Source organism: Dysgonomonas hofstadii, assembly GCF_014196915.1.
Taxonomy (GTDB): Bacteria; Bacteroidota; Bacteroidia; order Bacteroidales; family Dysgonomonadaceae; genus Dysgonomonas; species Dysgonomonas hofstadii.
The window spans coordinates 123456-148619 of record NZ_JACIEP010000010.1; the positions used below are offsets into that span (position 1 = coordinate 123456).

The window sequence follows — 25164 nt, forward strand, 5'->3', positions numbered from 1 at the left end:
TGTTATTTGCCGGCTGTTGAAATTCCCTGTAAGTTGATTAAAAACCTTTAATACCAATCAATTATGTCAGTAAAAACAAACCCCGTAGTATGGTTCGAGATTTATGTAAATGATATGGCCCGGGCTCAAAAATTCTATGAAACAGTTTTAGATAAAGAGTTACAAAGGCACGATGGTGAAGACTACGAAATGGCCTTTTTCCCGTGGGCAGATGATATGAATGCGCCTAATGCGTCGGGAGGATTGTGCCGGATGAAGGAGATGAAACCCGGAGGAAATGGAACGGTCGTTTATTTTGGCTGTGAAGACTGTGCTACAGAAGCAAGCCGTGTAGAAGCTGCCGGAGGCAAAATATTGCAACCGAAATTCTCTATTGGTGAACACGGATTCATTGTGTTATTCCTCGATAGCGAAGGAAATACTGTCGGGCTGCATTCGATGAAGTAAGATGATCTACTGATCTACAATAAAAAATAAGCAGTTACCGTTGATACAGTAGCTGCTTGTTTTATATTTGAGCATGAATAGGTAATGCGAATCTGCAGTTCGATTTAATCGTTCTATTTTACTAACGCGCCTTCCGGCTTGTCTTCTTTCAACTTTTTTCTTGATAAAAAAGTTACAAAAACTAATTAAGATTGAATACACTACGTTCGGTAAATTTCAAGCAAGCTTGACTTTACTCTCACTTAAACGTGTATTTCAAGGCTTCATTCCTCCGGCGACCCAAAACCAGCGTTGCGGCTGAACAAAAAGAACTCGCTCATCAGCAGGGCTAAATACGAATCTTACGTGTAAGCTCGAACAGCTTTTTGTTCTACGCCTCCACTGCCGGATTGGGTGCCCCGCCTGCGGAACGGATGCCGGAGTCGCAATGCGACGACAAGAAATATTCTGCCTTATCAGGCGTCCGCCCGGTGGCATTAGTCCGAAGTGCGGGTACCCGTCAGGAGAAAGGGGCGTGAAACCAAATACTGTCTGAGCCGCAGGCGAGTTTATTTGGTTTAGCCCCTGAGCCTGTAACGGGTCGCATGAAGGATGAGCCACCAAAGCATTTTTGCATCCTTTTTTTGCTTAGGAAAAAAGGATGGCAAGTAATCTTCGATTACGCGCAGTAAAAAATAGAACGTCTATTTATTGCCCTTGCTCGCGCAGAAACAACGTTCGAGGAGCAGATGCGATTCAATTCCAGTCTGTGTGTTGCGACAAAAAAAGATCGCTCGAGAAGGCACGGACAAGATGTCCGCGCCAGCGAGAGGCCCCGCACTACGGATCAATGCCACCGGGCGGACGCCTGATAAGGCAGAATATTTCTTGTCGTCGCATTGCGACTCCGGCATCATGTCCGCAGCAGGGGCACCCACCCTGCGAAAGCGGCGTGAAACTAAATACTGTCTGAGCCGCAGGCGAGTTTATTTAGTTTAGCCGCTGAGCAGATGGTGGGTCTGTGAGGACTGCAGCCTTGATTTTTTGTAACTTTTGTATCAAGACAAAAGTTGAGAGAACAAATCGGCTGGCGCGTTAGTAAGATAGAGCGATTTCTTATTACAATCATAATAATTCAACTACTGATTGGCAAGAATAAGTAATGGGGATTAGTCGTTAATTGAGCATAATAAGCGTCCGGTTTTTATACGATAACAAAAAATTATTTTAGTCATTCATTACGGTTTTTCTACCTGCTCCCCGTTTTTGTAACTGGCAAACCGGCCATCCTCCGGCTTATTCACCGGTCCGGGACTGTTCCATTGCCATCCTCCAAATTGAGTGAGTTCGTAGTCCGCGATGGCTTGCTCTATTTCCTGACGGGTATTCATCACAAATGGACCGTACGATGATACCGACTCACGTATAGGTTCACCTTCGAGTAACAAGAGCCGCGTCCCGGCATTGCCATTTTTTATTATTATATCATCGTTCCCACTGAGGTCGGCAAAGTGGTCGACAGGCAGTTCCCTGTCTTCTACAGTGACTCCTCCGCCCTCGTAGCAGTATAGCATGCGATTCAGGGTGAGAGATACCTTTGGTATAGTCAGTTCGGCGTGAGGTGGCATCGTTATCAGCCAGATGCCCACATGGTTGTTTCGGTCATAAGCCCAGGAGGCCGGCAGCGGATCGAGTGAGTTTACATCTTTATACGACCCGGCAATGACCCTTATCCGGCTGATATTTCCGTTCCTGTCCTTTTCTTCAGCAACGGGTATCTGTTCGTGCCACAACATTTTATAATTGGGCTCTGCAAATTTATTTTTCTTTGGCAGGTTGAGCCATATCTGGAAAAGTTCCATCGGGTTGTCTTCCGTTTCAGATATTACGGGGAACATTTCCGAATGCTGAATACCTGCTCCGGCAGTCATCCATTGCACATCACCCTGTCCGTAACGGCCACACGAACCGAGTGAATCGAAATGGTCGGCAAACCCCTCGGTGACCACCGTAACGGTTTCGAACCCACGATGAGGATGTACAGGGAATCCCGGAACTGTATTGCCATAGTACATACGCCAGGGCGCATGATGATCGAAGTCTTCGCCAGGTTGTCTGCTGTCCAGATAATAAGCAGGTTCCTGTTTGCCATTACCTTTCGGAAAATGATCTTTGTGGTGGAAACACACTATAAACGGGTTTTTCACTTCGAGCTGGAAACCCATTTTACCGATCCTGATTACTTTCATATCTTTTGTGGATTTATCGTTATACCTATTTAACAAATATAGTGAATAAAAAGTTATACCAGAAGTAGTTGAAATATAAAGAATTCAAATCACGGCATCTAAATTATCCTATATTTAAGGAAATACCTATCTTTGAACAATAGAATAAAACAGATTATGACAGAAAAAGAGAAAGCTGCAAAAGGTTTGCTATACGATGCCAACTACGACGAGGAGATTCTCAGGGAGAGGGAAATAGCCAATGACATACTTTTCAATTATAACATGACGCCTCCGGGCAGAAAAGAAGAACGCCAGCAAATGATGCGCCTTCTTTTGGGTAAAACCGGAGAAAACTTTTCGATCAGTTCCCCGTTTAACTGCGATTATGGTTATAATATAGAATTGGGAGAGAATTTCTATTCTAATGTGAATCTTGTTATTCTCGATGGTGCAAAAGTGACTATCGGCGACAACGCCTTCATTGCCCCAAATGTAGGAATCTACACAGCAGGGCATCCACTCGACGCAGAACAGCGCAACCAGGGACTTGAATACGCATATCCCGTAACTATTGGTAATAATGTATGGATAGGCGCGGGTGTGAGCATACTTCCCGGTGTGACAATCGGCGACAATACAGTGATTGCGGCAGGGAGCGTGGTCACAAAAGATATTCCGTCCCATTGTGTGGCGGCAGGTAATCCCGCCGTTGTGAAAAAACGGCTGAAAGAATGATGAGTGAATGAAAAGATATATTTACTTTATCATATTATTGTTTGCATTCTCAGTTTCTCTGGATGCTCAGATATATAACGAACCTCTCGATATAGAATTCAACTCGGTGATGTACACTCCCGGCGATACGGTGAAAAATTATATCGTAATGTCGTGTACGGGTGTGCATTACAGAGACAAGAAAACAGGCAAGAAGGTGAGTGATACCTGGTATCTCGAATGGCCTTTGCCTGTGCATACGTCGATGGCTGAGGGACAACTGGAAGAAATATTTCAGGTGGGTAAGGGAATCGTTACGGAAAATAAAGCCGAACTGTTCTTCAAATTTGCACCTATGCCACAATATGAAAAACTGGACTTTTGTCCTATTCCTTTAGTGCAATTTCCTTTAGAGGATGGAAAAGAGTGGACGTGGAATATTGAAGTAATCCCTACCAGTTACCCTACCGAGGTAGAGGGTGCTAACGGTAAAGAATGGAAACTGATAAGAGATACAACCATAGTGGAAAGCGTTTACCGTGTGAAAAGGAAAAGGGACTGGTTTTTTTCGCAGGAGAAAGACTTTATCGAATGCTACGAAATAGAGGCTGTTGGCAACAGTAAGAAAGGAGAAACCCGTCTTACTACTTACTTTTCGCCGAAATACGGGTTTGTACATTTCGACTTCGAAACAGTGGACTTCAGGCGCTATGTGTTTGATATGCGGCGGCGTTTTTTTGTGTCGCCCGACAGGTACAGGGATGTATATTAATAAAGCAAACGGGTTCTAATATCCCTGTAAAAGATTTTACTTCATCTCAGCTATCAGTTTTCTTTGTGTATCGAAAAAACGGAGCTGTTTGATCTCGTTACACTGAGTGATCAGTGTTGTGTATCTGATAAGGGATTCTATCCATTCTTTCTGGCGCAAGCAAAACTCCGGATTGGTAGATGATACTATATCTCCGGCAGGCGACCATATATGGAATACAACAGTATCATCATATTCCACATACGAATAGCTGGGCTCTATATCCACGTTTGACAGATAGACCTTGATGTCGGCCTGACAAGCGTTTGTTCCGGTGCGCACAACATTACTCATGATGTCTACTATCTGTAGCAGTTCTTCTCTGAATATTTCCATATCTTTGTCGTTGATAAGGTCGCTCCGGCGAAAATATTCTATTTCTTTTATTGTAAAAAGGAAAATATTTTCATCCAGTATAAGGTTTATCTCCCCTCTGGTATTCAGGCTTGTTTGCGCATATTCTTTAATACATCGGACCAGTGATTCGGGAACCTCAAAATCGTGGAATGGTGTTTTTATCCTTCCTTTATATCTGTGGCAGCACCATTTATAGTAATAGAACTTTGATAACACCTGACTGAGGGTAGTTATTCCAAAAGGAAGCCTGTTCAATACAGAGTATTGCATGACATGTTTTACATCAAGGTTTCTGCTTGCGGCGGATATATTGTTTTGCAGTATTTCCCTATATCTGTCTTCAGGTTTTTCGGTTTTGCAAAGCGGCATATTCAGGTATACTTTCTTTGTATTGAAACCTATCAGCTTGTCGATGGAAATTTCAAGTTTCAAGGCCAGTATACTTACTTCTTCGAACGAAAAACACACCTCGTTACGGATCCTCCTGTATGCCGATTCTTTGCTGATTTCCAGCGTTTCTATCAGAAAATTAGCTAACTCCTTCGTCTGTGGAAAATGTTTATATAGGACAGCAGTTAACTCTTCGTTTAATCTATCTTTCATAACGTTTATCACAATAATTTAAAGATCTGGGCATAGTTGCCAATCTGATATTTAGCAATTGCCGATCCAATTTACAAATAAATTACTTATAAAGTCCATTATTTGTTAAAATATTACAGAATGCCATTAAAATATTCCAATTGCTTCTTTTTCGATAATCTGTTAATCACTTCGGTGACCGAATGATTCACCAGCTCCACAATCAGTTTATCCGGTACGTCGCTTTCCAGATAAACAGCATTCCATTTCCCGGTTCTGGTGTGGTCGCCGTGTATAATTCCTGCATATTTTTCACGGAGTTCTTCCGATCTTTCCGGATTACATTTCATGCTGGCCCTGAACTGTCCGTCTTTCGGTGCTATGTGTATGTATGCGAACATTTTATCCATTACCTTAAACACCAGCACGTTCTTGTCTAAAAACGGAAAACTTTCGGTAGTTCCTTTAATAGATAAACAATAATCTCTGAATATTTCAATATTCATATTGGTTCAATATTACCCCTTTTTGTCGCTGTCTATTGTAAAGCCTGCCACACATGAATTATATACAACTACCCAATTTACAGGAATTTCTTCCAGATCGACCTGTTTCGCTTTATAATAAAATATCCAGGAAGAGCTTTCTTTCTCATTGTTAAGCCGTAAATGGCAAATATCCTTGTCGTATGCATCTGTGTAGAACATGACCGGATTCTGTTTATCTCCCATCCATACTATCTTTTCTTTTAGTTTTTCTTTTATGGTGTTCATCGCGCTTATAGTCAGATTATTAGTTAGTTTTTATTTTCATTTTTTTTTACTGAAAACGGGTAATATATTCAGGCTTAAACCTTTCTGATGTATGCTATTTATAAGAATTATAAACAAGGGTTAATATTGGATTATATGGTTCAAATATTTGCATATATTTAAAATATAGTCTAAATTTGAACTATTGATAATCGCTTACTTAATAATGTAAATATACTATGATTTTATGAATTTTTATTTCGATTATCTATTCTAAAAACGGTGGATTTAAATAAATAACATAAATACAAATAAAAAGAAGTATGGGTGCCTTAAAGATCGAATGTTTCTGCAATGAGAAGCAGATGGAAAAAATTGTTGGTATGGTGGCCGGTCATCTGACAGATTGCGATAGAACTGATATCGCCGATTTTGATGACATGGTAGATGGTGTACGCGTGTGTGCGGAGTTTGAGACATATATGGATGCTGTAAATGTAAAGACGGCCGAAATACTGGATGGTGACTGGGATCTGTTGTATGAAGATTCTGCGGTATTTACCTCACGCTTGCGGACTGTGGTAGATGAATACAACCGCCGCCAGAGTGATTACAGGTATCAGGCGCACCATGTCGTGCAGGATCGGTGGGAAGATTAACCGGGAAATTTAAAGAAAAAGGAGATGAAGAAAGTGTGTTTAATTATTGCCAACTGGCTGTTTTCATTTATTTTACTCATATATAACGGAGATAGTCTGATGCTGGTTTTTTTTGTTGTGGCTTACTTCTCTGTGGCTTGTTTGTTACTCAATAAGTACAGCAGGCAGGTAAATGAGGTGCTGAACAGGATGAATGACCGGATAGATAGAATCTTGTCGGGCCGATGACTTACATAGACCTCATTAATGCAGTATGGGAGCTGAGAGAGCAGGGGGTTATCACCATGTATGAACACGATCTGTACAGCTATCTTTTGCATAAGTGTAACCGCCTGAGCTGGAAGAATCCTTTCTATCAGTCTTCTTCGATAATGTGTGCTGTACTTGGTATTAACCGCAATGCACTGATGGATAGGCGTAGAAAGCTGAAGCAGCTGGGATTGATAACTTACAGAGAGGGCACAGCCAAAACCCGCCCTGCTGAATACCGGATACTGATGGTAGATAGTAGCAGGTACCTGGACACAGGCAACCGGAGGCCCAAAAGTAAAACAAAAAAAGTGCAGCAAACAGGTGGCATATTCAAAAAGCCATCACTGGCAGATGTAGTCACCTATTGCCGCGAGAGGGGGAGCGTAACAGATGCACAGGCATTTTTTGACTTTTACGAATCGAAAGGCTGGATGATAGGCCGCAATAAAATGAAGGATTGGCGTGCGGCTATAAGAACATGGGAAAAGAAGCAACAAGCGGTACGGCACAATTCAGCCGATCATGACAATGAAAAAAGATATGAAAAATTTTGAATCGATAGCAGCCGGTATGCAGCGTCTGCAGATGCCTGTCCCGGACGAAAGGTTAATGGTGCGCATTCCGGGAGCGGAAGATGTGCTTGCAGCCGGACTCAGGTATTTCCTTTCCAGATCGGGGGGAGAGATGCAATGGTTGCCCGAGTATGGTCAGGTAGCTTCGTGGCTCACCGACAATGAGGGTAGGGGGCTTTTCCTTTACGGGAACTGCGGGCGTGGCAAAAGCCTGTTGTGCAGGTATGTGATTCCGGCCATCCTGCTGGGGTATTGCCAGCGTGTAGTGTCGGTTTTCGATACATCGGAGATGAACAGCCGGCTCGATTATGTATTGTCACGCAATCTGATCAGCCTAGATGATATAGGAACCGAGGAGGTGAGTAATGTGTACGGAAATAAACGGCTGGCTTTTGCCGAAATAATGGATTCTGCTGAAAAATATGGTAAACTGGTCATTGTGTCATCGAACCTGACTGTGGCTGAAATTAAAAAACGCTATGGAGACCGTGTGCTTGACCGTGTAGTGGCCACAACAAAGCGGGTCTTGTTTGAGGGGGAAAGTCTCAGAAAATAAAATATATAACGATTAAAACTAAACAAAATGAAACTGGGAAACAGTAAAGGAAATAACACCGGTAAGAAATATCACATACGTAAGCGTGACGAACAGAAGGAGCCAAAACCCGCAAACCAGAAAAGGGCAGAGGAATTTAACAAATGGTTTGCTGAAAATTATCAGTTACTGATAAATTTCCTGATATCAAAAAATTCGTACGACGAAGATGTTTTCAATGCAACTTATATACGTATGAGCGAGAAATTGTTGTTCACAGGCGAGAAAATAGACGATTACAGGGCTTACTTCCATCGCTCCTATTATACTAATTATATTCTTGACAAAACAAGGGAATCGCGTTATGTACCATTGCCTTCCTATACCAACCTGGAAGCGCATCACAGCAATCCGTACGAAAGAGAGTGGATGCAGACGAAGCTGGAACTTGATATTTTCGATTATGTGTACGATCGTTACGAGCTCAGGGAATTCGAACTGTTTAAGATGTATATAAGCCTCAAGCCGGCTATAAATTATCATACACTGGCGCAGATCACACATGTACAGGTGCATAATATTCAGCGTATCGTATCGAGGATTCTTTCCGATATACGTAGCAACAAAGAGTTGGTAGGCAGATACAAGGAGATAGGATGAGGGATGAATTATAAGTTATAAATTATGCGAATCAGTATTTGAAATTATTATGATTGTAAAAAATAATAACTCAATTATACTAACGCGCCTATCGGCTTGTTTTCTCAACTTTTGTCTTGATACAAAAGTTACAAAAACTAATAAAGATTGAATACACTACGTTCGGTAAATTTCAAGCAAGCTTGACTTTACTCTCACTTAAACGTGTGTTTCAAGGCTAGAGTCCTCGCAGACCCACCATCTGCTTTGCAGCTAAACGGGCTGAACTCGCCTGCGGCTTAGACAGCACCCAGTTTCACGCAGCTTTCACAGGGTGGGTACCCCTGCTGCGGACATGATGACGGAGAAGCCCCCTCTAACTCCCCTTGGGGTCGGGCTGTTAAGTTCTCTGCTTTGTTCTGTTATTTTCTGCTGTCATCCTGAGTGAAACGAAGGATCTCTTATCTTACAAGAGATGTTTCACTCCGTTCAACATGACAAAGAGGGTATAAGTTTCAGAACTTAACAGCCCTGCCCCCAAGGGGGAGAACATCCCTCCCCTTTGGGGAGGCTAGGAGGGGCCCGTCGTGGCTTTGCCCGGTGGCATTAGGCCGAAGTGCGGGGTACCCGTCAGGTGAAAGGGGCGTGAAACCAAATATTGTTTGAGCCGTAGGCGAGTTTATTTGGTTTAGTCCCTGAGCCTGTAACGGGTCGCACGAAGGACGAGCCACCAAAGCATTTTTGCATCCTTTTTTTGCTTAGGAAAAAAGGATGGCAAGTAATCTTCGATTACGCGCAGTAAAAAATAGAACAATTAAATCTAACTGCTGATTCGCATGAATTATGAATGTTTGTCTACTAACTACTAAATATATACCATGTTTATAATAAAAGAAATCAGAGTGATAGGTGTCACCCGCCTGAAGGTAGAAGTGGAGACGGATAATATTGAAGAGTTTCGTCGCGAGTGTGCCCGTACTTATAAAGTGAAGTTGAGGCAGATAAAATTCATATATGAAGAAAGGGAGTAAATCCGGATAGTAAAAAAAGAAAGGGCTGTTGCGTCACGCATAAGCCCTGTCCAACCTTGAGACAAACTTAAAAACTACGCGGGGTAGTAATATGCTGATGTTTTGTAAGGCAAAGATAATATAATAAATCTCAATAATAAATCTCGATAATGGAATAATTCTAATGTATATAGTATTATTTCAAAGTTACTTTTTCGGTTTGGTTAATGATTTTAGGCAGAAAAGGACGCATTTTAGTGCGCCCTGTCTAACAAAACAATCCCTATGAGAGGATTATTCAATTGTCCTGTACATGTATTCTTATGCTGTTGTTCTTGTGTTTATCTATCGTGCCTTTTGATATTCAATAACAAAGGTAATGGTAGTTGTGTAAAATAGCAAGTGTTATGTTGAAAAATAAGTTTAATTTCTATTTATGTGTTGGTATTTTTCTAAGTGCTCTTATTTGTAAACGTAAAAGAATTGTCTTTAATTGAATAATGCTATCTTTGTTATATAACTCATATTTTACACTGGACTATTTATATTATTATGATCTCACAAGAAGACAACACACTGACACAAAAAGAGCGTATTCTGAAATTTCTGGAACAACAGGGTATAACTAAGAATAAGTTCTACATGCAAACTGGTATATCTAATGGCACCCTCGATAAAAAAAGCGGTGTCACAGGTGATACTATAACCAAGATCCATGCTGCCTATTCCGATTTGAATCTCGATTGGCTGATTGCAGGAGAAGGAGAGATGCTGAAGTCTTCGGTTTTCTCTATTCATAGCGATCTCAAGTCGATACGTGACCAGTATGCGGCTATTGTAAACATCGATCCGGATGATATTTCCGAAAAGAATATCATAAATATGGAATCCCCGCTTGAGTTTGTTCCTATATTTTCGTATAGGGAATCTCATCCGTGCGAGGGCTATCTGTCTATACCCAAATTGGGTAACTGCGACGGAGCCGGATATGTGAAAACCGATAGTATGTACCCTCTGATAAAGCCGGGCGACATAGTTTGTTATAAGACTGCCAATAATACCAATCTCATACATTGGGGCGAAATGTATATTATTTATATCTTTATCGACGGAGAAGAATATCTTACCATAAAGAAAATTGAGAAGTCTGATTTCGATGATGAGTATGTACGTCTGACCGGATATAATCAGATATATCAGCCAAAAGACATTCCGTTGAAAAACATACAATGGAAAGCTTTGATAAAAGCGCATGTGAGCTATAATTCTATTATGTAGATTCATGGCGTCTGATAAAAAAAGAGGAAAGCGCGGGCTTTCCTCTTTTCTTACGTTGCAGAGAATGTCTTATTCTAATTATTAAAGTGATACAAAAATATCACAGTTTCTTCTAATGCGTTTTTTGGCGAATCCTTAATTTCCAGTACAACTTTAAGTTCTGCTTTTGCAATGCCCCGCAGGTTAACCAGCGATTCCAGTTTTACCTTCAGGCGTATTTCGTTGTCTACAATCACAGGCTGATTGAATTTAAGTTTTTCTATTCCGTAGTTTATCAGCATTTTTATATTGTTCACCTCTATGACCTGATCCCACAGATAAGGTAATATGGAGACCATCAGATAACCATGGGCAATGGTATTCTTAAACGGACTTTCTGTTTTTGCCCGCTCGGGATCGGTGTGTATCCACTGATAATCGAGTGTGGCGTCGGCAAATTTATTAATACGTTCTTGCGTGATTTTCAGATAATCTGAAACTCCTAATTCCTGACCTACATACTTTTCGAAATCTTCGTAGGAATTGATGATAAGTTTACTCATAAAAATGTTAATTAACAATCCTGCTGTAAAATTATTGATATTAACTGATATTACAAAATTATCGGATATTTAATCATCTCATTTTGTAAAAACGGACTTCTGGTGTTTTGTTAAAATTTACTTAAAAAATAATGAATCTTAAAAGATAGTTTGCCTCTCTCCGGAATTCAGGTTTGTATTTTGGCTATTTTTGCATCCGGTTAATTTTGAATATTAATAGTAGTTAAGTATAAATTAAAAAAGATTGCAGAATGAATAAGAAGATCTTTTATTTCGTGCTGTCGGTATTTTCTTTAGGAATGTTTACCGCCTGTGATGATGACCCTGCACCTATAGAGTCTCATATGAATGCGATATCATTCAGTAGCCAGTATGTAACAAAACAACCTGTTATTTCGGGTACAAACGTAACGTTCAATATAGCGTTCAATACACCCGACGAGGTGTTGAAAGAACTTGTACCTGTTATCGAATTGCCTTTTGGGGCGACTGTAGATCCCGCTTCGGGCAGCAAAGTCGACTTTTCGGCTGGTTCGGCCGTGTTTACAGTAACATCGGGAAATAAGTTCTACAATAAGTCTTATAAAGTATCGTGGGTAAGAGACCCGAATCCTGACGCGATGATCACCGAAATGACATTTGCCAGCCCTCTGGTCGTATCGCAACCTGTATTCGATGGAACAAATATTTCATTCGAGTATGATTTTTATACTACAGATGCCGAACTGAAAGAGTTGGTTCCTACCATTGCACTGTCTCCTCAGGCTACTGTTACCCCTGCATCGGGCAGCAAGGTAGACTTTTCGGCTGGGCCAGTCGAATTTACAGTGATAGCCGGAGACAAAGTAGGAAAAACAGTATATACGGTAACAGCCTTGCGTGCGCCAAGCCCTGAGGCTTCGATACTGGAAATAACAATGGCCGGAGACGCAGTGTTAACTCAACCTGTTATAGAGGGATCTAATATTACTTTCTATGTTGATCCGACTGATGACAATGCATTAAAAGCAATTGTACCAACCATCAAAATATCGGAAAATGCGACTATCGATCCGGCATCGGGTAGTAGTGTGGATTTCACAGGCGGTACAGTCGTATTTACTGTAACGGCTCAAGATGGAGAGACGAAAGTGCCGTATAATGTGATAGCGAAAAAGGCGCAGGTGGATAGTTTTGAAGAGTGGACAGAAGAGACTGGTACATATGGCCCTATTCCAGTTCCTGCCGAAAATTGGAGCACTAGTAATATAGGTGTACAATTTTTAATGAATATGAATGTAGGTGGAGTACCATTGGCAGATAGGCTGAATGCAACAAAAACAGAGGAGTCTCATTCCGGTTCTGCTGCTGTAAAGTTGGAAACCCTATATACAAAAGGGTATAATATGATTATAGCTAAGATACCAAAAGTAACACCTGCTTCATTATTTATAGGGAAATTTAAAACAGAAATAACTAATACATTAAAAAGTACAAAGTTTGGAGTTTCTTATGATAAAAAACCTTTACTGGTAAGAGGATATTATAAATATACGCCAGGTACAGATTTTTATAGAGCAACAGGAGCCAGTGATTGTCATTTGGCTCAGGTAGAGCCTGGAACTGTTGATGAATGTGCTATTAATGCTATTTTGTATGAGATAAGTAGTGAAAATGATGATTATCTGACAGGTTTAGATGCATATAAGTCTGATAAATTAGTAGCAAGGGCTGAACTTAAAGATGGAACAGCTAAAGAAAATTATACTCCATTTACTATAGAAATGGAATACAAATATGGGAAAACATACGATCCTGGTAAAATGTACAGATTTGCAATAATCTGTTCATCCAGTAAGTACGGAGATACTTTTAGTGGGGCTCCGGGAAGTATTCTTTATGTAGATGATTTTATGGTTATTTCTGAATAAGATATCTTCTATATAATAAAAAAAAGCTGCGAATTTCGCAGCTTTTTTTATGGTATCCAATCAATTATCCCACTCACAGGATTGGCCATCCGCCATTTTGTAAAATCTTCGTAATTCCTTACTCCGTCCCTTATCACGGCCATATAATATTCCATACCCATGATCTTTTCCGTTTCGGGCGTATCGTTCTTTATATTCAGTATGGCAAGCTTTGTTTCATCAGTCAGCACCGACATGATGCGGTCGGCCACATGCTCAAAATAGCCATCGTAGTACGAGCCTGCTATAATATGTATCAGGTCGAACTGCCACAGGTTGGCTTCTCCGTCCTGATACCACGCATGCCATTCTATGCATTGCTCGTTAGTGTCAAGCAGGTTTGCATACTCAATTCGCTTTATCGCCGGATTTTCGGCAAGCTTCTCCATTGCCCTGAAACTGTCCGACAGTGAAAACGGATCAGTATAGATATGAAAGTCTATATCGCGGTGCTTCATCAGTAAGCCCATTTTCAATGAGCCTACCAGATTGATGCGGGCACCTATAGATTCCCAGATATTGACAATATCTGTATCGTTAATTATTTGCCATGCCTTTTGCTGATTGGCTTGCGCTAGTTGTAATATATCTGTATTCATATGTAAATAAATGTTTATCCTCGGCTGTCCATACTATTGTCGTCGGGATGCAGTATCTCGTTCGCTGCTTCTACCTCTTCATCCGTAATGTTATCGGTAGCTTCAGTCTCCGGCTTCTCTATCCTGGCTTCCTCGTATGAAACGAAGTCTTCTTCGGGTTTCTCAATTTCCTTCTTCATAATCTAATATTTCTTACTTGCTACATTATCCAACAGTTTCAGAAGCCTTTATGTTTAAGGGCAGAGCAAAAAAAGATTATGGATTTATGTTGGTCAGTCTTCCAGCAGATCGTCAAGGAAACGTCCTAAAGGGCGCATTACCTGATACATATCGGTGGCGAACTCTACAAAATTATCACTGAATAATTGCTCTCGTGTAACAGGCTTGAATGCGTAGAAATGTTTCAGTTTCAGGTATTCGGCAGCAGGATGGTCTTTGTCGAAACCATTAGGTACCCGTTTTAGCGCGTCTTCATCTTTAAAGAGGTCTCCTATCTCTTTCTTGAAACGTTTCTCGTTGAGTATTTCCTCCAGCATTTCGAAGTCGTCATAGATGCCACGCCTGACTTTTTTCAACTGGTCGGGCATCAGCATATATTGTCCGTAGGAAACAAATATTTCGTCGGGAGACAAATGCAGATAATAACCCGATATCCTTTCGGCCGTATGTGGGCGAAATATAGCTCCGAAGTTCGTTTTATAAGGTGATTTGTCTGTCGAAAAGCGGGTATCCCTGTATATGCGGAACATACACTTTTTGGGGTTGAGCAATCCTATCTCCGAGTCGAATGCAGCGATGGACTGTATCAGTTCTCCCACCAGTTTTTCGAAGTCGGTGCGTGCACGCTCATACCATTTTTTGTTTTCGGCAAACCATTCACGGTCATTGTTTTCTTTCAGGGCGACAAGGAAATCGAGAGTATCTTTTTTTAGCATAGTTTCGGTAATTTAATAACATGTAAAGATAGTTTTTATATTGGTAGTTGTTAAATTTTACCGGGTTATTTCTGTTCGGTATCCTGTAAATAAATATACTCCAACTGCTGATTTGTATTAATAATAAAAAAATATTTATTTTTGAGAACTTTATTTAAAGAGCAAGTGTTTATTTATAAATCAGTTGGTATATACGGTATTGATTGAAACGGACTTCCAACCTTTTTACTGAAGTTACAAATACATTTTGTTCTGTGATCTTCCCAATCGCGGTCATGAGGCGTAGGAAAGATTACAGAACTTTTTATAAAAAAGAACAAAGGCCGCTCTTCTCAGAGCAGCCTTTGTAGTGTGTAGAAAAGATTTAGAGAAATTGAAACTTAAAACACGAAATTAACTCCTAATTTATATTTTGTACTGAGATCGAAGTCGAAATTAAAAATGTTTGTTATACATTCAGCGAATTTTACCCCGCAGGGACTACGTTATTGTAAACATTGATGGCGACACCGGGCCTGAATCCTACTACAAATTCATGCACTTTTGTATCTGTCGATTTCACCTTACTATACGCATAACCGGCGCCACCATCAATGAATATCCCTTCTATATTTTCTTGCTTTCTTCATAAGCTCATTTTTTATAGTTGATAACCAATCTTTATTTAACCTTTAATAACCTAAACCTTATAATCGTTGTTGTAAGTAATCTCCCGATTACATGACAAAGATCATATAAATTGAAGTGTTAAAAAAGGCCTGAAACTCGTTGAAAATGTCCTATTTTTCCTTTTCTGCAAAATAAATGGAAAAATCGGTAATGACGAATGTCCTGATATTCCGAAACTATGTCCCGATTGTCTTATTGTATAAAATATAAAAAAAGAAAGGTTGCCCGAAAAGAGCAACCATCTGAACACAAAGTTTTTATGCAATTTGTGAAGTATATCAAGTAGTGTTGTTTAGAATATAAAATTCACTCCGAACAGGGCCTGACGGAAATCGAAGTCCAGTTGGAAAGAGTTTGTTTTATGATCTTCTTTATTCTCTGTCTGAGAATTACCATTGCCATAGTCCCACGGAGACGTACTGATGGTATACTTATTATACCAATAGCCAATAAATCCATATTTGGCAGTCAATACCACTTTGTCGGAAATTTTCAGAGCCACACCGGGGCGAAAACCGACACCGAATGTATTGTTTTTCTGGCTGTAATCTTTATAATAAGAAGATATATCGCTTTTATCGTCTAATTTAGTTTTACTATAAGTATAGTCTATCCCTCCATCGACAAACATACTGCCTAAGTCCCCTTTAAGGAACGAATAACGGACAAATGGGTTTACAGTAAAGCCATTATCTTTACGAAGAGTATATTTCAGGCTATTGTCGTTAGTACTGTAATACGATGTGTTATTTTCATTGTGTGTATATCCGAGACTGAGGCCGATTCCCCAGTTTGCGGAAAGCACATAGCCTATTTCAGGCAGAATTTTATAATAATTCGTTCTAAGCTGATCGGTCGTTTTATTTGTAGAGAAGCCTACGCTTCCTCCTATCCACATCTGTCCGGCATCCTGTGCACTAACGGTTGAGGCCGTAGCCAGAATAATAATGATAAGTATAGATGATATTCTTTTCATAATATGATGTTTTTTTTAAAAAATAAAATTTACTCCGAAAGCAGCCTGACGGAAATCGAAATTAAGATCGAATGAATCGCTCTTTACGTCTCCCTCTTTCCTGTTCTGGTAGCCTATAAAACCATATTTGGCTGTCAATACTACTTTGCCGGAAACTTTAATAGCTACGCCGGGACGGAAGCCTACTTCCAGCTCTTTGATTTTGTTTTCCCAGTCTTTCAGATTATCCGACATATCATCTTTCTCTTCCAGTTTTGCTTTGCTATGGGTATAACCTACTCCCCCGTCGACAAACACACTGCCTATATCTCCTTTAAGGAAAGTATATCGAACGAATGGATTAACAGTAAATCCGTTATTCTTTTCTTTAGTATAATTGTAGCTATAGCTATATCCGGGAATTGGATATGCATAATTATTTTCGCTGTGGGTATATCCCAGTCTGATTCCCAGTCCCCAGCTATCAGACAGTATATATCCTATTTCGGGCAGGATATTATATTGATAGAGCCTGTCGAAGTCATCTGTTTTACTTGTAGAGAAGCCTACGCTTCCTCCTACCCAAATTTGCCCTGCATCCTGGGCACTAGCTGTTGACATAATGCCAACGAGAATGGCAAATGTTACTAAGATTCTTTTCATACTAGTATTCAATTGTGTGATTAAATAATTAATGTTAGCTTATATTTTCTCGAGGCTATTTATTACATTAGCAAAGATAAGTTAAAATTGATATGAGCAAAATTTATTTTAACCAAAATCATATTGATTTTTAAGAGGCATGCTGCTTTATTTGTATTTTTAGCAGATAATTGTTAATATTCTATGTAAGTCAGAATCAGCAGGAAAAGATAAACCGGAAATGAAATTTATCTGATTGTTTAATGCATAGACTATACTTATATAAGGACTATTCACAGAGGATTTGAGGAACAGGAATTATGGATTTAACAAGAATACAGCTCGGCGAAATTTCGGAACAGATAGATCCGTATGCAATAAAGAACTTTATCATCTCGGACAAATCTGTCTCGTTACCACCAATGACTACCGATTATCCGTTTGTTATAGACGGGGTTGTCTTTGCCATTTGCATCAATGGCAGTGCACGTATAAAGGTCAACTTTAAAGAGTATGAGATAGAAAAGAACAGTATTATCACCATAATGCCGTCTTTTGTTATAGAATACCTGTGGCGAAGCGAGGACCTGATGGTCGAATTCCTGATATTCTCTGTCGACTTTTTACCCGATATGCTGTCTTCTGCAAGCCTGGATATCTCACGCAACATTATCCGGCATCCCTGTCTGTCTATCTCCGACAACGAAGCCAAAACATATCTCGAATTTCATTCTTTTATAGTAAAACAATATAAACGGAAAGATCATCCTTTCAGGTTGGGAATGACAAGAGGTTTGCTATACTCATTGCTAGCCGAAGTGGGAAGTTTATATTACGAGCAATTAAAAGATAAGAAGGAAGAAAGTGAAACCTCGGGAGTGACGTCGCATCAGGAAGAACTGGTCTCGGGATTTTTCAAGCTGTTGTTGTCGCACCACAGGGGCGAAAAAACATTGCAATTCTATGCTGATAAGATGTGTCTTACACCCAAATACCTGTCGACAATAGTAAAGGAAAGAACCGGCCGCACGGCTTTTACCTGGATCAATGAGGCCATGATATCATCGGCCAAGTATTTGCTGAAGACAACGAACAATACTATCCTGCAGATATCGGATGAGTTGAATTTCCCTAATCCTTCTTTCTTTGGACGCTTTTTTAAGAAACATACGGGAATGACGCCTGTGCAATACAGGGAAAGCGAGGTGTGACGGATTAAAGATACCCCAACAGGTATTCTACAAGGAACAGTAAAGCCGGAATTACAACAAACAGGATAATAATAAATCCGATAACCAATCCTCTGCCAGGCATAGGTTCCTCGTGCCGGTAGGGAAAGAATACCTTTCTGAATTCCTGCATTATTTCCACTATGTTTTTCCTCATGCGATAAATATACAAAAAATGAGGCTGTATGCCTCATCATTTATGTTTATTATATATAGTCTGCCATAAACTCTTTCAGCAGAGGATTTTTCTTCATTTCCTCATATTTCCTGACGGTGACTCCCAGTTTTTCAAATAGTTTTTTGACCATAGTATCTGCATTCATCAGGTATATTTCCTTTATATTCTTAGTTAGTACCCACAATGCCAGATAGTTGATATCCTTTCTCAATATGAAGTCCTTTTCGACATCAATCACAGACTTATTGTCGGTATGCAGTACGATAACCGGGATCGTATCCGCCGTCGGGTCTTCTATTTTTTCTTCTTTAAGGATTAATGCAATTTTCATGCAGGCTTTCTTTTTATGTAAAGTTCCCCATTATAAATGTGGAAATAAAGCCCTAAAAATCACAGAATATGTCCTAAAAGTCGGAAATGGAAGATGTTTATCTACAAATTATTCTTTTTCAGCCACGAAAAGATAGTTGCATATACTTTTTCCCTTACAGTTTTTGGCGAAAGGATAAGATCGTGAAGCCCGCCTTCGATAGCTGTAATCTCCACATTCCCTTTAATATTAGCAGCAATCTTTTGTATATCTTTCACGTCTAGTATGGCATCGCGTGTCTGGATCTGTTGGTTGTCTTCAATATTATCGGTCGATTTGGCCGAATGTAATACCAGCACAGGCTTCGGTATCCGGAACTTTCTTTTCAGTTCTTTTTGCCCTTTGTATATGGCATGAAGCCAGCCCAGATTGACTTTTGGCGCTACATTAGGTTTCCATGATAGATCGTAACTCCATTCGCCCGAAAAAGATTTGTGGATGCTTTCACCGTATTTTTCAGTAAATCCACCCGTAATAGTTACGTCAGGCAGAAAGTTTCCTGCAAATGAAACCAGAGGAAGCAGTATTTTTACAATACGGCTTTGATTGAATTCAAAGAAAGGGCTGTTGAGAACTAGCGCCGAGAATAGATTACTGTCGGCATGGTTTTTTGCATATAATGTAAGTATAAGCCCGCCTGTGGAATGTCCGAAGAGAATGACTTCCTTGTTTAATTCGGAGTGTATTGTTATCAGCGCTTTCTCTATTTCCTCGTAATATGCTTTCAGATTGCGGATGTCGTTAAACTTCTGGTTTGGCAGATGAGACCGTCCGTACTTACGCAAATCGACAGCATAGAAGTTGTATCCCTGTTCATTGAATTTATAGGCCATTTCGGACTGAAAAAAATAATCGTTGAATCCGTGGATATACAATACCGCACGATCCGATTCTTCTTTTGCTTTATGCCGGATAAGGGTAGCTATCGCTGGCCCTTCGTAATCGTCTATCAATGGGATGGTTTGTTCTTCAAAACCATTCCTCAAAATATCTTCGGTATATAATAAACTGCTGGCCATTTCTTTTTTATATTAAACGAAACAGGTTACAATTTGTTCGATAATATTCTATATCATCTTATAGAGACCAAATATACTCATTAAAGCCAATAAATAATTCGCGTTATATATTCTTTTTTTCAATATATCATGCGAATCAGTAGTCAGAGGAGTCATCACTCGCTTAGCGACTGATAACTGCTTGACTACTTTAACTACTGCTTGACATATATTTTAAGTTTATATATTGCTATATTTTTAACTGGACAATACAACAGTTACGGAGCCAAATTATTTGCGATGTGGAAAGAAATTAGTTAAATGAAACTAAAGCCTTACTTATATTGACGTATCAATGAGTATCTTGCGAAAATTTTAAAATCAAACACATCCATGTTCGGACGTATTTTTACTATTGTCTTCCTTATCCTTTTGGTAGCAGACCTGTACATCTTTTTCCTTTACATAAAAAAACTGACGGCTAAAGTTTCGTTGAGGATATTATGGTTTGTTCCATCGGCTCTGCTTCTGGCCGGTTTGTATATATTCTTTTATACTGATTTTGGCCGGGGCTATCGCGATATTTTTATGCTCACATTCATTATAATCGCCCTGCCGAAAATCTTTTTCACTATTATCAGCCTGTTCGATCTGCCACTACGATACTTCTTTAAATGGAAGGTTTACCCTTTCACCATTCTGGCATTGGCGGTAAGTATCGCGGCAATATATATCGTGATATACGGCAGCACAGCCGGAAAAAGTAAATTTGAAGTAAAGAGGATAGAATATACATCATCGAAACTACCTCAGGAATTTGATGGCTACAGGATCATCCAGCTATCCGATCTGCATATAGGCAATTGGGAGGGCGATACTAAATCGATAAGCAGGATGGTAGATATAGTCAATACTTTAAATCCCGATGTAATTGTAATTACAGGTGACCTGGTGCATAACAGTGCATCGGAACTGGACGGGTATGAAGAAATATTATCGGCGCTGAAAGCCAGGGATGGAGTATATTCCATATTGGGCAATCACGATTATGGCTTGTATAAGCGTTGGGGAAGCGAAGAGAAACAACAACTCAATCTCGATGACCTGAAAAAACGCCAGGCCGGTATGGGATGGCGTCTGCTGAATAACGAGCATACATATCTCGTCCGTAATAACGACAGCATCGCTCTTATAGGCGTGGAAAACGATGGCTCTCCGCCTTTTCCTCAATATGGAGATCTGCCGGAAGCTGGCAGGGGCATCAGCAACGATAAACTGAAAATCTTGTTAAGCCACGACCCTACACACTGGCGGCGCGAGGCTCTTGGTTCGGGCGTCGACCTCATGCTGGCAGGGCATACCCATGCCACACAATTTGCGCTAGGTTCGTTTTCGCCCGCAGCCTTTGTCTATCCCGAATGGCGTGGATTGTACACCGAGGGAGATCAGGTACTCTATGTGAATGTGGGTATCGGGCATGTAGGCATGCCATTCCGTTATGGAGCATGGCCCGAAATAACAGAAATTACATTGAAAAGAAAATAGAACCCGGTGGCAGATGGAAGGTTTTAATATTAAATAGTTTATATTCAATTGCCTCCACTTTTAAGTGGAGGTAAAATATAACAAAAGAAAAGACTTTAGTCAAAATTAGACATGGAAATATGTTCGGCTAAAGCCTATTTCCATAAACAATCCTTATCCACGACTTAAAAGCCGTGGCAATTAATTAAAAACAGCCACTAAAAAACTCTACTGGTATTAAAGAACCCTGTTATTTTTTCTTTCCTTTCATCAGATTTCGCAGAGCTTCGTCGAGATGCTCGAAAGTAAATCGGTAATGCAGGTCGGTCAGGTGCTGGGGAATAGCGCGTTGTCCGTCGAGTAGTATCGTAGCCGATTCACCCATCACCAGTTTTATAAGGAAAGACGGAATCTTAAATATCTGGGGACGATAGAGCGTAGATGACAAAATATTGGCAAACCGTTTATTCGTTACCGGATTGGGAGCCGTGAAATTGAAAACACCCCTTGCCTCGGGCATATTGAGAAGATATATTATACCATTGACCATATCTTGTATATGAATCCACGAAATATATTGTAGCCCCTTTCCCAATACACAGCCTAATCCCAGCTTGAAAGGCATGGAAAGCATTGCCAGCATTCCTCCTTTCCGGGACAAAACAACACCTGTACGTGATATACATACACGTGTATTGGGACTTTCGGCAGCAACAGCCAGCCCTTCCCACTTTTTGCACAGCTGATATGTGAATTCATCGTGAGAATCGGCGATCTCGGTGAGCAGATTGTCAGCCTGTGCCCCATAATAACCGATTGCCGATCCTGATATATATACTGACGGTGGACTGTCTCCGGTTTTTATCAGCTCTGTCAGGCGGCGGGTAATATCCCAGCGGCTATCACACAGGCGCTCTTTCTGTTTTTTAGTCCAGCGTTTTCCGGCAATAGGTTCACCTGCAAGATTTATTACAGCGTCGTATTTGTCCATCGACTTCAGAGATTCCAACGATGTACAATACCGTACAGCCGTTCCCAGTTTTTTCTCAGCCTTTGCCTGATTGCGTGTAAGGACTGTGATCACATGTCCTTGTTGCAATAAGGTACGAATAAGCGCACTGCCTATAAGCCCTGTTCCTCCTGTAATAAATATATGCATATCCGGTCTAATTGTGTTTTCAGCAAATATAATCTATTTTCATAAAACACTTTTGCCCATGGTTATGTTTTATTACAAAATGATAAGGTATGAAAAAAGCAGCCAATATAATAGTTCCGGTATTAATATGTTTTGCGGTGGGTTACACAGCGCAGTATTTCCAGTCCGATGCTATCGGGAGTTGGTATCCGGCATTAAACAAACCCCGGTTAATACCTCCAAATATTGTATTTCCTATTGTATGGGGTATTCTTTATCTCTGCATGGGTATATCTATCGGTTTGATTTTGAATGCTAAAAGTGATAGGAAGACATATTTTATAAGACTGTTCGCTTTACAATTGCTACTCAATTTCACATGGAGTATTTCGTTTTTCTATCTTCAGAATCCACTGGCGGGCATGATAAATATTTTGCTGCTTGATGCAGTAGTATTTTTTTATATATACAAATCGTTCGACACGTTCACGTCCAGCAGTATTTTATTTATACCATATCTGATGTGGATTTGCTTTGCTAGTTACCTGAATATTTATATTCTGGTAAATAACTAAAAATATTATTTCTCATAAGCGAAGTCGGCCAACTCCTCCAGTTCTTTAGCTATTTGCAATTGCCATTCCTTCTGTTTTACAGGGTTGTTAGCTGCATTTGTTTCCTGTGTATATTGTCCCCTGCGCAGGGCGTATGCGGTCATAATCTCCTGATTAAGATCTTCGGCTATCGCTGTGCTTTTCAGCAGTTTCTTACGGTTTTCGCGCAAAGCCTTTCTGAACTGGCGGGTATAAATCTCGCACAAGTCAAAAAGTGTCTGTTGATAAAGCAGGTAGACAGGTGCATTGCCTGTAGTATCTATTTGTGAAGCCGGTATTATCATATAATTACGAACTTTCTTATTGAAGTTTTTGGTAAGAAAATTCAGTCCGCTGATCTTATAATCGACCATAAATTGTGCAGAAGTAGCACCACTTTCCATATTTTTGGTTTTGATGCCAAAATCGTCTAACGAAAGTTTTCTGTCGGCACTCCACAGTACAATATTATCATCTTCTTTATCTTGCGAAAAAGCCGGAGCTGCCAGCACAAGGAACGATGCCAGTATAAGTATTGATTTCCTTATTATATCCATTCTGCTATTATTTGGTTTAGAGTCCAAATATACACAATGCAGTTTATTCAATGAAGCCGTTTCGACTTTTTATTTTAACCACAGGGTAAAAGGAGTAACACGGAGTTTTTACATTTTATAATTATAAGGAATTTAGGATGAATATCCATTCTACTGTAATTACCAACTTCGTGAAACTCTGTGTGACTCCGTGATTAAAAGTCGAGATGAGTTTAATAAAAAAAATCCGGTATTACTAAAAAGGATAACCGGATTTTTCAAAAAAGTAGTGTATAGATAGATTGTTTTCAACCCCTGAAAACAACAAGGGTCACGTTTGTATTTACCAGCACTTTGCGTGATATGCTTGGCATGAATATCCTGCCAAAAAGATTACGCCTGCGCGTGTTTAGCGCCAGGATGTTCACTTCTTCGCTTTCTATATAATAATTTATGGCTTCAACAGGATCGGCGCTATCAAGTACATCATATCCCACATTCAGTTCGGGATATTTCTTCGAAAAATATTCTTTCATCCCCAGCAATTCGGTCTCTGTCCATTTGTCTCCTGTGCGGTTTTTCACATTAATGTGCAGCAGGGTTACCCGTACCTGAGGAAAAGGTTTAAGAATGTTTACCAGATTGTCGAACGACTCCAGATCTTTTTCTTGCAAATTGGTGAGGAAAGCTATATGTTTCACATCCTCAGGGTTCTGCAAGTTCGAATTTTCGGGAACGGCCATTACCGGCACATTGGTCATTTCTATAATGTCGGCTGTTACCGAACCCAGATAATTGCTCTTATTGTTGCTCTCTCCCTTCGAGCCCAATACGAGCAGAAAAGGCTTGTATTCTTCTACAAAAGCTTCTATTTCTTCTTCTACATTTCCCTCACGCAGCGAATAAGAATAGTTTATGGAAGGGAATTCTTTTTGCGTTATTTTCCGGTCTATTTCGTTACAGAAATCGAGCATCCGGCGGCGGGCGGTATCGAGCATATTTGTATCCTTATCCTCCACAGCCATGTCGGCAAACGGAAAAGTAATGGGATAATGTATGCGGTATACGTGCAATATCTTCACTTTCGCATTCATCTGGTGCGCTACCGTGAACGCTGCCTTGCAGGCCTTGAGCGAGTACTCCGAAAAGTCTATGGCCACAAGCACACGTTTGCGACCGTCGTCTATCTTTATTGTCTGTTCGTTATCGTAGCGGAAAAGGCCTATACCTTCTATTATTCCGAGCGCCCTTGTCAGATCAGACTCTTTGATCCGCACGGCGAATCCAGGTGTGGAACTATCATAATCGCTGATATCTATCAGTTGGGTAGCGATTCCTCTTTCTTCGAGGGTCTTTTGCAGGATTTTTGCTTTCGGTGCAGTGTGAATGGCTACTGTAATCAATTTATCTTCCATATTCTGAGAGCTTTTATGTCATTTGTTATTTGCGAAAAAGGGCATTTGGCTTATTGTTTCCTTCACTAACAAAT

General features: G+C 40.2%; 31 protein-coding genes. 14 read left to right on the forward strand and 17 right to left on the reverse strand.

Annotated features, from left to right (window positions below; translation table 11 throughout):
• Nucleotides 1-63: 63 nt before the first annotated feature.
• Nucleotides 64-447: a VOC family protein gene (locus tag GGR21_RS14120; RefSeq protein WP_183307883.1), complete on the forward strand. Its 384-nt coding sequence runs from the start codon at nt 64-66 to the stop codon at nt 445-447.
• Nucleotides 448-702: 255 nt separating this feature from the next.
• On the opposite strand, the gene GGR21_RS14125 is transcribed toward GGR21_RS14120, so the two are convergent.
• Nucleotides 703-1047, reverse strand: a complete 345-nt coding sequence (locus GGR21_RS14125) for a hypothetical protein (protein WP_183307884.1) — start codon at nt 1045-1047, stop codon at nt 703-705.
• Nucleotides 1048-1664: 617 nt separating this feature from the next.
• Entirely contained in the window at nt 1665-2675 is a 1011-nt protein-coding gene (locus GGR21_RS14130) for a pirin family protein (RefSeq protein ID WP_183307885.1), read from the reverse strand.
• A gap of 156 nt (nt 2676-2831) precedes the next feature.
• On the opposite strand from GGR21_RS14130, the gene GGR21_RS14135 reads away from it, so the two are divergent.
• On the forward strand, nt 2832-3392 hold the full coding sequence (locus tag GGR21_RS14135) for a sugar O-acetyltransferase (protein WP_183307886.1): 561 nt from the start codon (nt 2832-2834) through the stop codon (nt 3390-3392).
• A gap of 7 nt (nt 3393-3399) precedes the next feature.
• Complete coding sequence (locus GGR21_RS14140) at nt 3400-4143, forward strand: hypothetical protein (protein WP_183307887.1); 744 nt, start codon at nt 3400-3402, stop codon at nt 4141-4143.
• A gap of 36 nt (nt 4144-4179) precedes the next feature.
• Here GGR21_RS14140 and GGR21_RS14145 read toward each other — a convergent pair whose 3' ends face one another.
• The 3 genes from GGR21_RS14145 to GGR21_RS14155 form a co-directional block, all read right to left on the reverse strand.
• Nucleotides 4180-5142, reverse strand: coding sequence for a hypothetical protein (locus GGR21_RS14145; protein ID WP_183307888.1), 963 nt, complete (start codon nt 5140-5142; stop codon nt 4180-4182).
• Nucleotides 5143-5255: 113 nt separating this feature from the next.
• Nucleotides 5256-5627 carry an MmcQ/YjbR family DNA-binding protein gene (locus GGR21_RS14150; protein ID WP_183307889.1) on the reverse strand — a complete coding sequence of 124 codons (372 nt, stop codon included), beginning with the start codon at nt 5625-5627 and terminating at the stop codon, nt 5256-5258.
• A gap of 12 nt (nt 5628-5639) precedes the next feature.
• Complete coding sequence (locus GGR21_RS14155; RefSeq protein ID WP_183307890.1) at nt 5640-5894, reverse strand: hypothetical protein; 255 nt, start codon at nt 5892-5894, stop codon at nt 5640-5642.
• A 302-nt stretch (nt 5895-6196) separates the two neighbouring features.
• On the opposite strand from GGR21_RS14155, the gene GGR21_RS14160 reads away from it, so the two are divergent.
• The 7 genes from GGR21_RS14160 (at nt 6197) to GGR21_RS14190 (ending at nt 10818) form a co-directional block, all read left to right on the forward strand.
• A complete protein-coding gene (locus GGR21_RS14160; protein ID WP_183307891.1) occupies nt 6197-6532 on the forward strand; it encodes a hypothetical protein in 336 nt (111 codons plus the stop codon).
• 24 nt (nt 6533-6556) lie between these two features.
• Complete coding sequence (locus tag GGR21_RS14165) at nt 6557-6760, forward strand: hypothetical protein (RefSeq protein WP_183307892.1); 204 nt, start codon at nt 6557-6559, stop codon at nt 6758-6760.
• Nucleotides 6757-7338 (forward strand): hypothetical protein, encoded by a 582-nt coding sequence (locus GGR21_RS14170; protein ID WP_183307893.1) that lies wholly within the window; start codon nt 6757-6759, stop codon nt 7336-7338. Before GGR21_RS14165 ends, GGR21_RS14170 begins: the two co-directional genes overlap by 4 nt.
• Entirely contained in the window at nt 7325-7912 is a 588-nt protein-coding gene (locus tag GGR21_RS14175; RefSeq protein ID WP_183307894.1) for a P-loop NTPase family protein, read from the forward strand. Before GGR21_RS14170 ends, GGR21_RS14175 begins: the two co-directional genes overlap by 14 nt.
• Before the next feature lie 27 nt (nt 7913-7939).
• Entirely contained in the window at nt 7940-8551 is a 612-nt protein-coding gene (locus GGR21_RS14180; RefSeq protein ID WP_183307895.1) for a hypothetical protein, read from the forward strand.
• An 857-nt stretch (nt 8552-9408) separates the two neighbouring features.
• The gene (locus tag GGR21_RS14185; protein WP_183307896.1) at nt 9409-9561 is read left to right on the forward strand and encodes a hypothetical protein; all 153 of its coding nucleotides are present in this window, start codon (nt 9409-9411) and stop codon (nt 9559-9561) included.
• Between the two features lie 531 nt (nt 9562-10092).
• A complete protein-coding gene (locus GGR21_RS14190; RefSeq protein ID WP_183307897.1) occupies nt 10093-10818 on the forward strand; it encodes a helix-turn-helix transcriptional regulator in 726 nt (241 codons plus the stop codon).
• A 74-nt stretch (nt 10819-10892) separates the two neighbouring features.
• Here GGR21_RS14190 and GGR21_RS14195 read toward each other — a convergent pair whose 3' ends face one another.
• Nucleotides 10893-11360, reverse strand: coding sequence for a MaoC family dehydratase (locus GGR21_RS14195; protein ID WP_183307898.1), 468 nt, complete (start codon nt 11358-11360; stop codon nt 10893-10895).
• A gap of 251 nt (nt 11361-11611) precedes the next feature.
• Here GGR21_RS14195 and GGR21_RS14200 point away from each other — a divergent pair, with 251 nt between their 5' ends.
• Nucleotides 11612-13270 (forward strand): PCMD domain-containing protein, encoded by a 1659-nt coding sequence (locus GGR21_RS14200; protein WP_183307899.1) that lies wholly within the window; start codon nt 11612-11614, stop codon nt 13268-13270.
• Between the two features lie 47 nt (nt 13271-13317).
• Here the strand turns inward: GGR21_RS14200 and GGR21_RS14205 are convergent, their stop codons facing one another.
• The 5 genes from GGR21_RS14205 to GGR21_RS14225 form a co-directional block, all read right to left on the reverse strand.
• On the reverse strand, nt 13318-13908 hold the full coding sequence (locus tag GGR21_RS14205; protein ID WP_183307900.1) for a phosphoglycerate mutase family protein: 591 nt from the start codon (nt 13906-13908) through the stop codon (nt 13318-13320).
• A gap of 14 nt (nt 13909-13922) precedes the next feature.
• The gene (locus GGR21_RS14210; RefSeq protein ID WP_183307901.1) at nt 13923-14087 is read right to left on the reverse strand and encodes a hypothetical protein; all 165 of its coding nucleotides are present in this window, start codon (nt 14085-14087) and stop codon (nt 13923-13925) included.
• A 93-nt stretch (nt 14088-14180) separates the two neighbouring features.
• Entirely contained in the window at nt 14181-14843 is a 663-nt protein-coding gene (locus tag GGR21_RS14215) for a DUF2461 domain-containing protein (protein WP_183307902.1), read from the reverse strand.
• 961 nt (nt 14844-15804) lie between these two features.
• Nucleotides 15805-16488 carry an outer membrane beta-barrel protein gene (locus GGR21_RS14220; protein WP_183307903.1) on the reverse strand — a complete coding sequence of 228 codons (684 nt, stop codon included), beginning with the start codon at nt 16486-16488 and terminating at the stop codon, nt 15805-15807.
• 15 nt (nt 16489-16503) lie between these two features.
• Nucleotides 16504-17130, reverse strand: a complete 627-nt coding sequence (locus GGR21_RS14225) for an outer membrane beta-barrel protein (protein ID WP_183307904.1) — start codon at nt 17128-17130, stop codon at nt 16504-16506.
• A gap of 299 nt (nt 17131-17429) precedes the next feature.
• Here GGR21_RS14225 and GGR21_RS14230 point away from each other — a divergent pair, with 299 nt between their 5' ends.
• The gene (locus GGR21_RS14230; RefSeq protein ID WP_183307905.1) at nt 17430-18320 is read left to right on the forward strand and encodes a helix-turn-helix domain-containing protein; all 891 of its coding nucleotides are present in this window, start codon (nt 17430-17432) and stop codon (nt 18318-18320) included.
• Nucleotides 18321-18324: 4 nt separating this feature from the next.
• On the opposite strand, the gene GGR21_RS14235 is transcribed toward GGR21_RS14230, so the two are convergent.
• From GGR21_RS14235 to GGR21_RS14245, 3 genes are all read right to left on the reverse strand, one after another.
• Nucleotides 18325-18495, reverse strand: a complete 171-nt coding sequence (locus GGR21_RS14235; protein ID WP_183307906.1) for a hypothetical protein — start codon at nt 18493-18495, stop codon at nt 18325-18327.
• A 49-nt stretch (nt 18496-18544) separates the two neighbouring features.
• Entirely contained in the window at nt 18545-18847 is a 303-nt protein-coding gene (locus GGR21_RS14240) for a hypothetical protein (RefSeq protein WP_183307907.1), read from the reverse strand.
• Nucleotides 18848-18948: 101 nt separating this feature from the next.
• Nucleotides 18949-19905, reverse strand: a complete 957-nt coding sequence (locus GGR21_RS14245) for an alpha/beta hydrolase (RefSeq protein ID WP_183307908.1) — start codon at nt 19903-19905, stop codon at nt 18949-18951.
• A 372-nt stretch (nt 19906-20277) separates the two neighbouring features.
• Here GGR21_RS14245 and GGR21_RS14250 point away from each other — a divergent pair, with 372 nt between their 5' ends.
• Nucleotides 20278-21429 (forward strand): metallophosphoesterase, encoded by a 1152-nt coding sequence (locus GGR21_RS14250; protein ID WP_183307909.1) that lies wholly within the window; start codon nt 20278-20280, stop codon nt 21427-21429.
• Between the two features lie 229 nt (nt 21430-21658).
• Here the strand turns inward: GGR21_RS14250 and GGR21_RS14255 are convergent, their stop codons facing one another.
• Nucleotides 21659-22567, reverse strand: a complete 909-nt coding sequence (locus GGR21_RS14255) for a TIGR01777 family oxidoreductase (RefSeq protein ID WP_183307910.1) — start codon at nt 22565-22567, stop codon at nt 21659-21661.
• Nucleotides 22568-22656: 89 nt separating this feature from the next.
• Between GGR21_RS14255 and GGR21_RS14260 the strand changes: the two genes are divergently transcribed.
• The gene (locus tag GGR21_RS14260) at nt 22657-23121 is read left to right on the forward strand and encodes a TspO/MBR family protein (protein ID WP_183307911.1); all 465 of its coding nucleotides are present in this window, start codon (nt 22657-22659) and stop codon (nt 23119-23121) included.
• 5 nt (nt 23122-23126) lie between these two features.
• Here GGR21_RS14260 and GGR21_RS14265 read toward each other — a convergent pair whose 3' ends face one another.
• Nucleotides 23127-23696: a hypothetical protein gene (locus tag GGR21_RS14265; protein WP_183307912.1), complete on the reverse strand. Its 570-nt coding sequence runs from the start codon at nt 23694-23696 to the stop codon at nt 23127-23129.
• A 287-nt stretch (nt 23697-23983) separates the two neighbouring features.
• Entirely contained in the window at nt 23984-25090 is a 1107-nt protein-coding gene (locus GGR21_RS14270; RefSeq protein ID WP_183307913.1) for a universal stress protein, read from the reverse strand.
• Nucleotides 25091-25164: the final 74 nt, after the last annotated feature.

Excerpts from the sequence above, each read along its gene's own strand:
- GGR21_RS14120 (WP_183307883.1), top strand. The coding sequence starts at position 64 with ATGTCAGTAAAAACAAACCCCGTAGTATGGTTCGAGATTTATGTAAAT.
- GGR21_RS14130 (WP_183307885.1), bottom strand. The coding sequence starts at position 2,675 with ATGAAAGTAATCAGGATCGGTAAAATGGGTTTCCAGCTCGAAGTGAAA.
- GGR21_RS14135 (WP_183307886.1), top strand. The coding sequence starts at position 2,832 with ATGACAGAAAAAGAGAAAGCTGCAAAAGGTTTGCTATACGATGCCAAC.
- GGR21_RS14140 (WP_183307887.1), top strand. The coding sequence starts at position 3,400 with ATGAAAAGATATATTTACTTTATCATATTATTGTTTGCATTCTCAGTT.
- GGR21_RS14145 (WP_183307888.1), bottom strand. The coding sequence starts at position 5,142 with ATGAAAGATAGATTAAACGAAGAGTTAACTGCTGTCCTATATAAACAT.
- GGR21_RS14150 (WP_183307889.1), bottom strand. The coding sequence starts at position 5,627 with ATGAATATTGAAATATTCAGAGATTATTGTTTATCTATTAAAGGAACT.
- GGR21_RS14155 (WP_183307890.1), bottom strand. The coding sequence starts at position 5,894 with ATGAACACCATAAAAGAAAAACTAAAAGAAAAGATAGTATGGATGGGA.
- GGR21_RS14160 (WP_183307891.1), top strand. The coding sequence starts at position 6,197 with ATGGGTGCCTTAAAGATCGAATGTTTCTGCAATGAGAAGCAGATGGAA.
- GGR21_RS14165 (WP_183307892.1), top strand. The coding sequence starts at position 6,557 with ATGAAGAAAGTGTGTTTAATTATTGCCAACTGGCTGTTTTCATTTATT.
- GGR21_RS14170 (WP_183307893.1), top strand. The coding sequence starts at position 6,757 with ATGACTTACATAGACCTCATTAATGCAGTATGGGAGCTGAGAGAGCAG.
- GGR21_RS14175 (WP_183307894.1), top strand. The coding sequence starts at position 7,325 with ATGAAAAATTTTGAATCGATAGCAGCCGGTATGCAGCGTCTGCAGATG.
- GGR21_RS14180 (WP_183307895.1), top strand. The coding sequence starts at position 7,940 with ATGAAACTGGGAAACAGTAAAGGAAATAACACCGGTAAGAAATATCAC.
- GGR21_RS14185 (WP_183307896.1), top strand. The coding sequence starts at position 9,409 with ATGTTTATAATAAAAGAAATCAGAGTGATAGGTGTCACCCGCCTGAAG.
- GGR21_RS14190 (WP_183307897.1), top strand. The coding sequence starts at position 10,093 with ATGATCTCACAAGAAGACAACACACTGACACAAAAAGAGCGTATTCTG.
- GGR21_RS14195 (WP_183307898.1), bottom strand. The coding sequence starts at position 11,360 with ATGAGTAAACTTATCATCAATTCCTACGAAGATTTCGAAAAGTATGTA.
- GGR21_RS14200 (WP_183307899.1), top strand. The coding sequence starts at position 11,612 with ATGAATAAGAAGATCTTTTATTTCGTGCTGTCGGTATTTTCTTTAGGA.
- GGR21_RS14205 (WP_183307900.1), bottom strand. The coding sequence starts at position 13,908 with ATGAATACAGATATATTACAACTAGCGCAAGCCAATCAGCAAAAGGCA.
- GGR21_RS14210 (WP_183307901.1), bottom strand. The coding sequence starts at position 14,087 with ATGAAGAAGGAAATTGAGAAACCCGAAGAAGACTTCGTTTCATACGAG.
- GGR21_RS14215 (WP_183307902.1), bottom strand. The coding sequence starts at position 14,843 with ATGCTAAAAAAAGATACTCTCGATTTCCTTGTCGCCCTGAAAGAAAAC.
- GGR21_RS14220 (WP_183307903.1), bottom strand. The coding sequence starts at position 16,488 with ATGAAAAGAATATCATCTATACTTATCATTATTATTCTGGCTACGGCC.
- GGR21_RS14225 (WP_183307904.1), bottom strand. The coding sequence starts at position 17,130 with ATGAAAAGAATCTTAGTAACATTTGCCATTCTCGTTGGCATTATGTCA.
- GGR21_RS14230 (WP_183307905.1), top strand. The coding sequence starts at position 17,430 with ATGGATTTAACAAGAATACAGCTCGGCGAAATTTCGGAACAGATAGAT.
- GGR21_RS14235 (WP_183307906.1), bottom strand. The coding sequence starts at position 18,495 with ATGAGGAAAAACATAGTGGAAATAATGCAGGAATTCAGAAAGGTATTC.
- GGR21_RS14240 (WP_183307907.1), bottom strand. The coding sequence starts at position 18,847 with ATGAAAATTGCATTAATCCTTAAAGAAGAAAAAATAGAAGACCCGACG.
- GGR21_RS14245 (WP_183307908.1), bottom strand. The coding sequence starts at position 19,905 with ATGGCCAGCAGTTTATTATATACCGAAGATATTTTGAGGAATGGTTTT.
- GGR21_RS14250 (WP_183307909.1), top strand. The coding sequence starts at position 20,278 with ATGTTCGGACGTATTTTTACTATTGTCTTCCTTATCCTTTTGGTAGCA.
- GGR21_RS14255 (WP_183307910.1), bottom strand. The coding sequence starts at position 22,567 with ATGCATATATTTATTACAGGAGGAACAGGGCTTATAGGCAGTGCGCTT.
- GGR21_RS14260 (WP_183307911.1), top strand. The coding sequence starts at position 22,657 with ATGAAAAAAGCAGCCAATATAATAGTTCCGGTATTAATATGTTTTGCG.
- GGR21_RS14265 (WP_183307912.1), bottom strand. The coding sequence starts at position 23,696 with ATGGATATAATAAGGAAATCAATACTTATACTGGCATCGTTCCTTGTG.
- GGR21_RS14270 (WP_183307913.1), bottom strand. The coding sequence starts at position 25,090 with ATGGAAGATAAATTGATTACAGTAGCCATTCACACTGCACCGAAAGCA.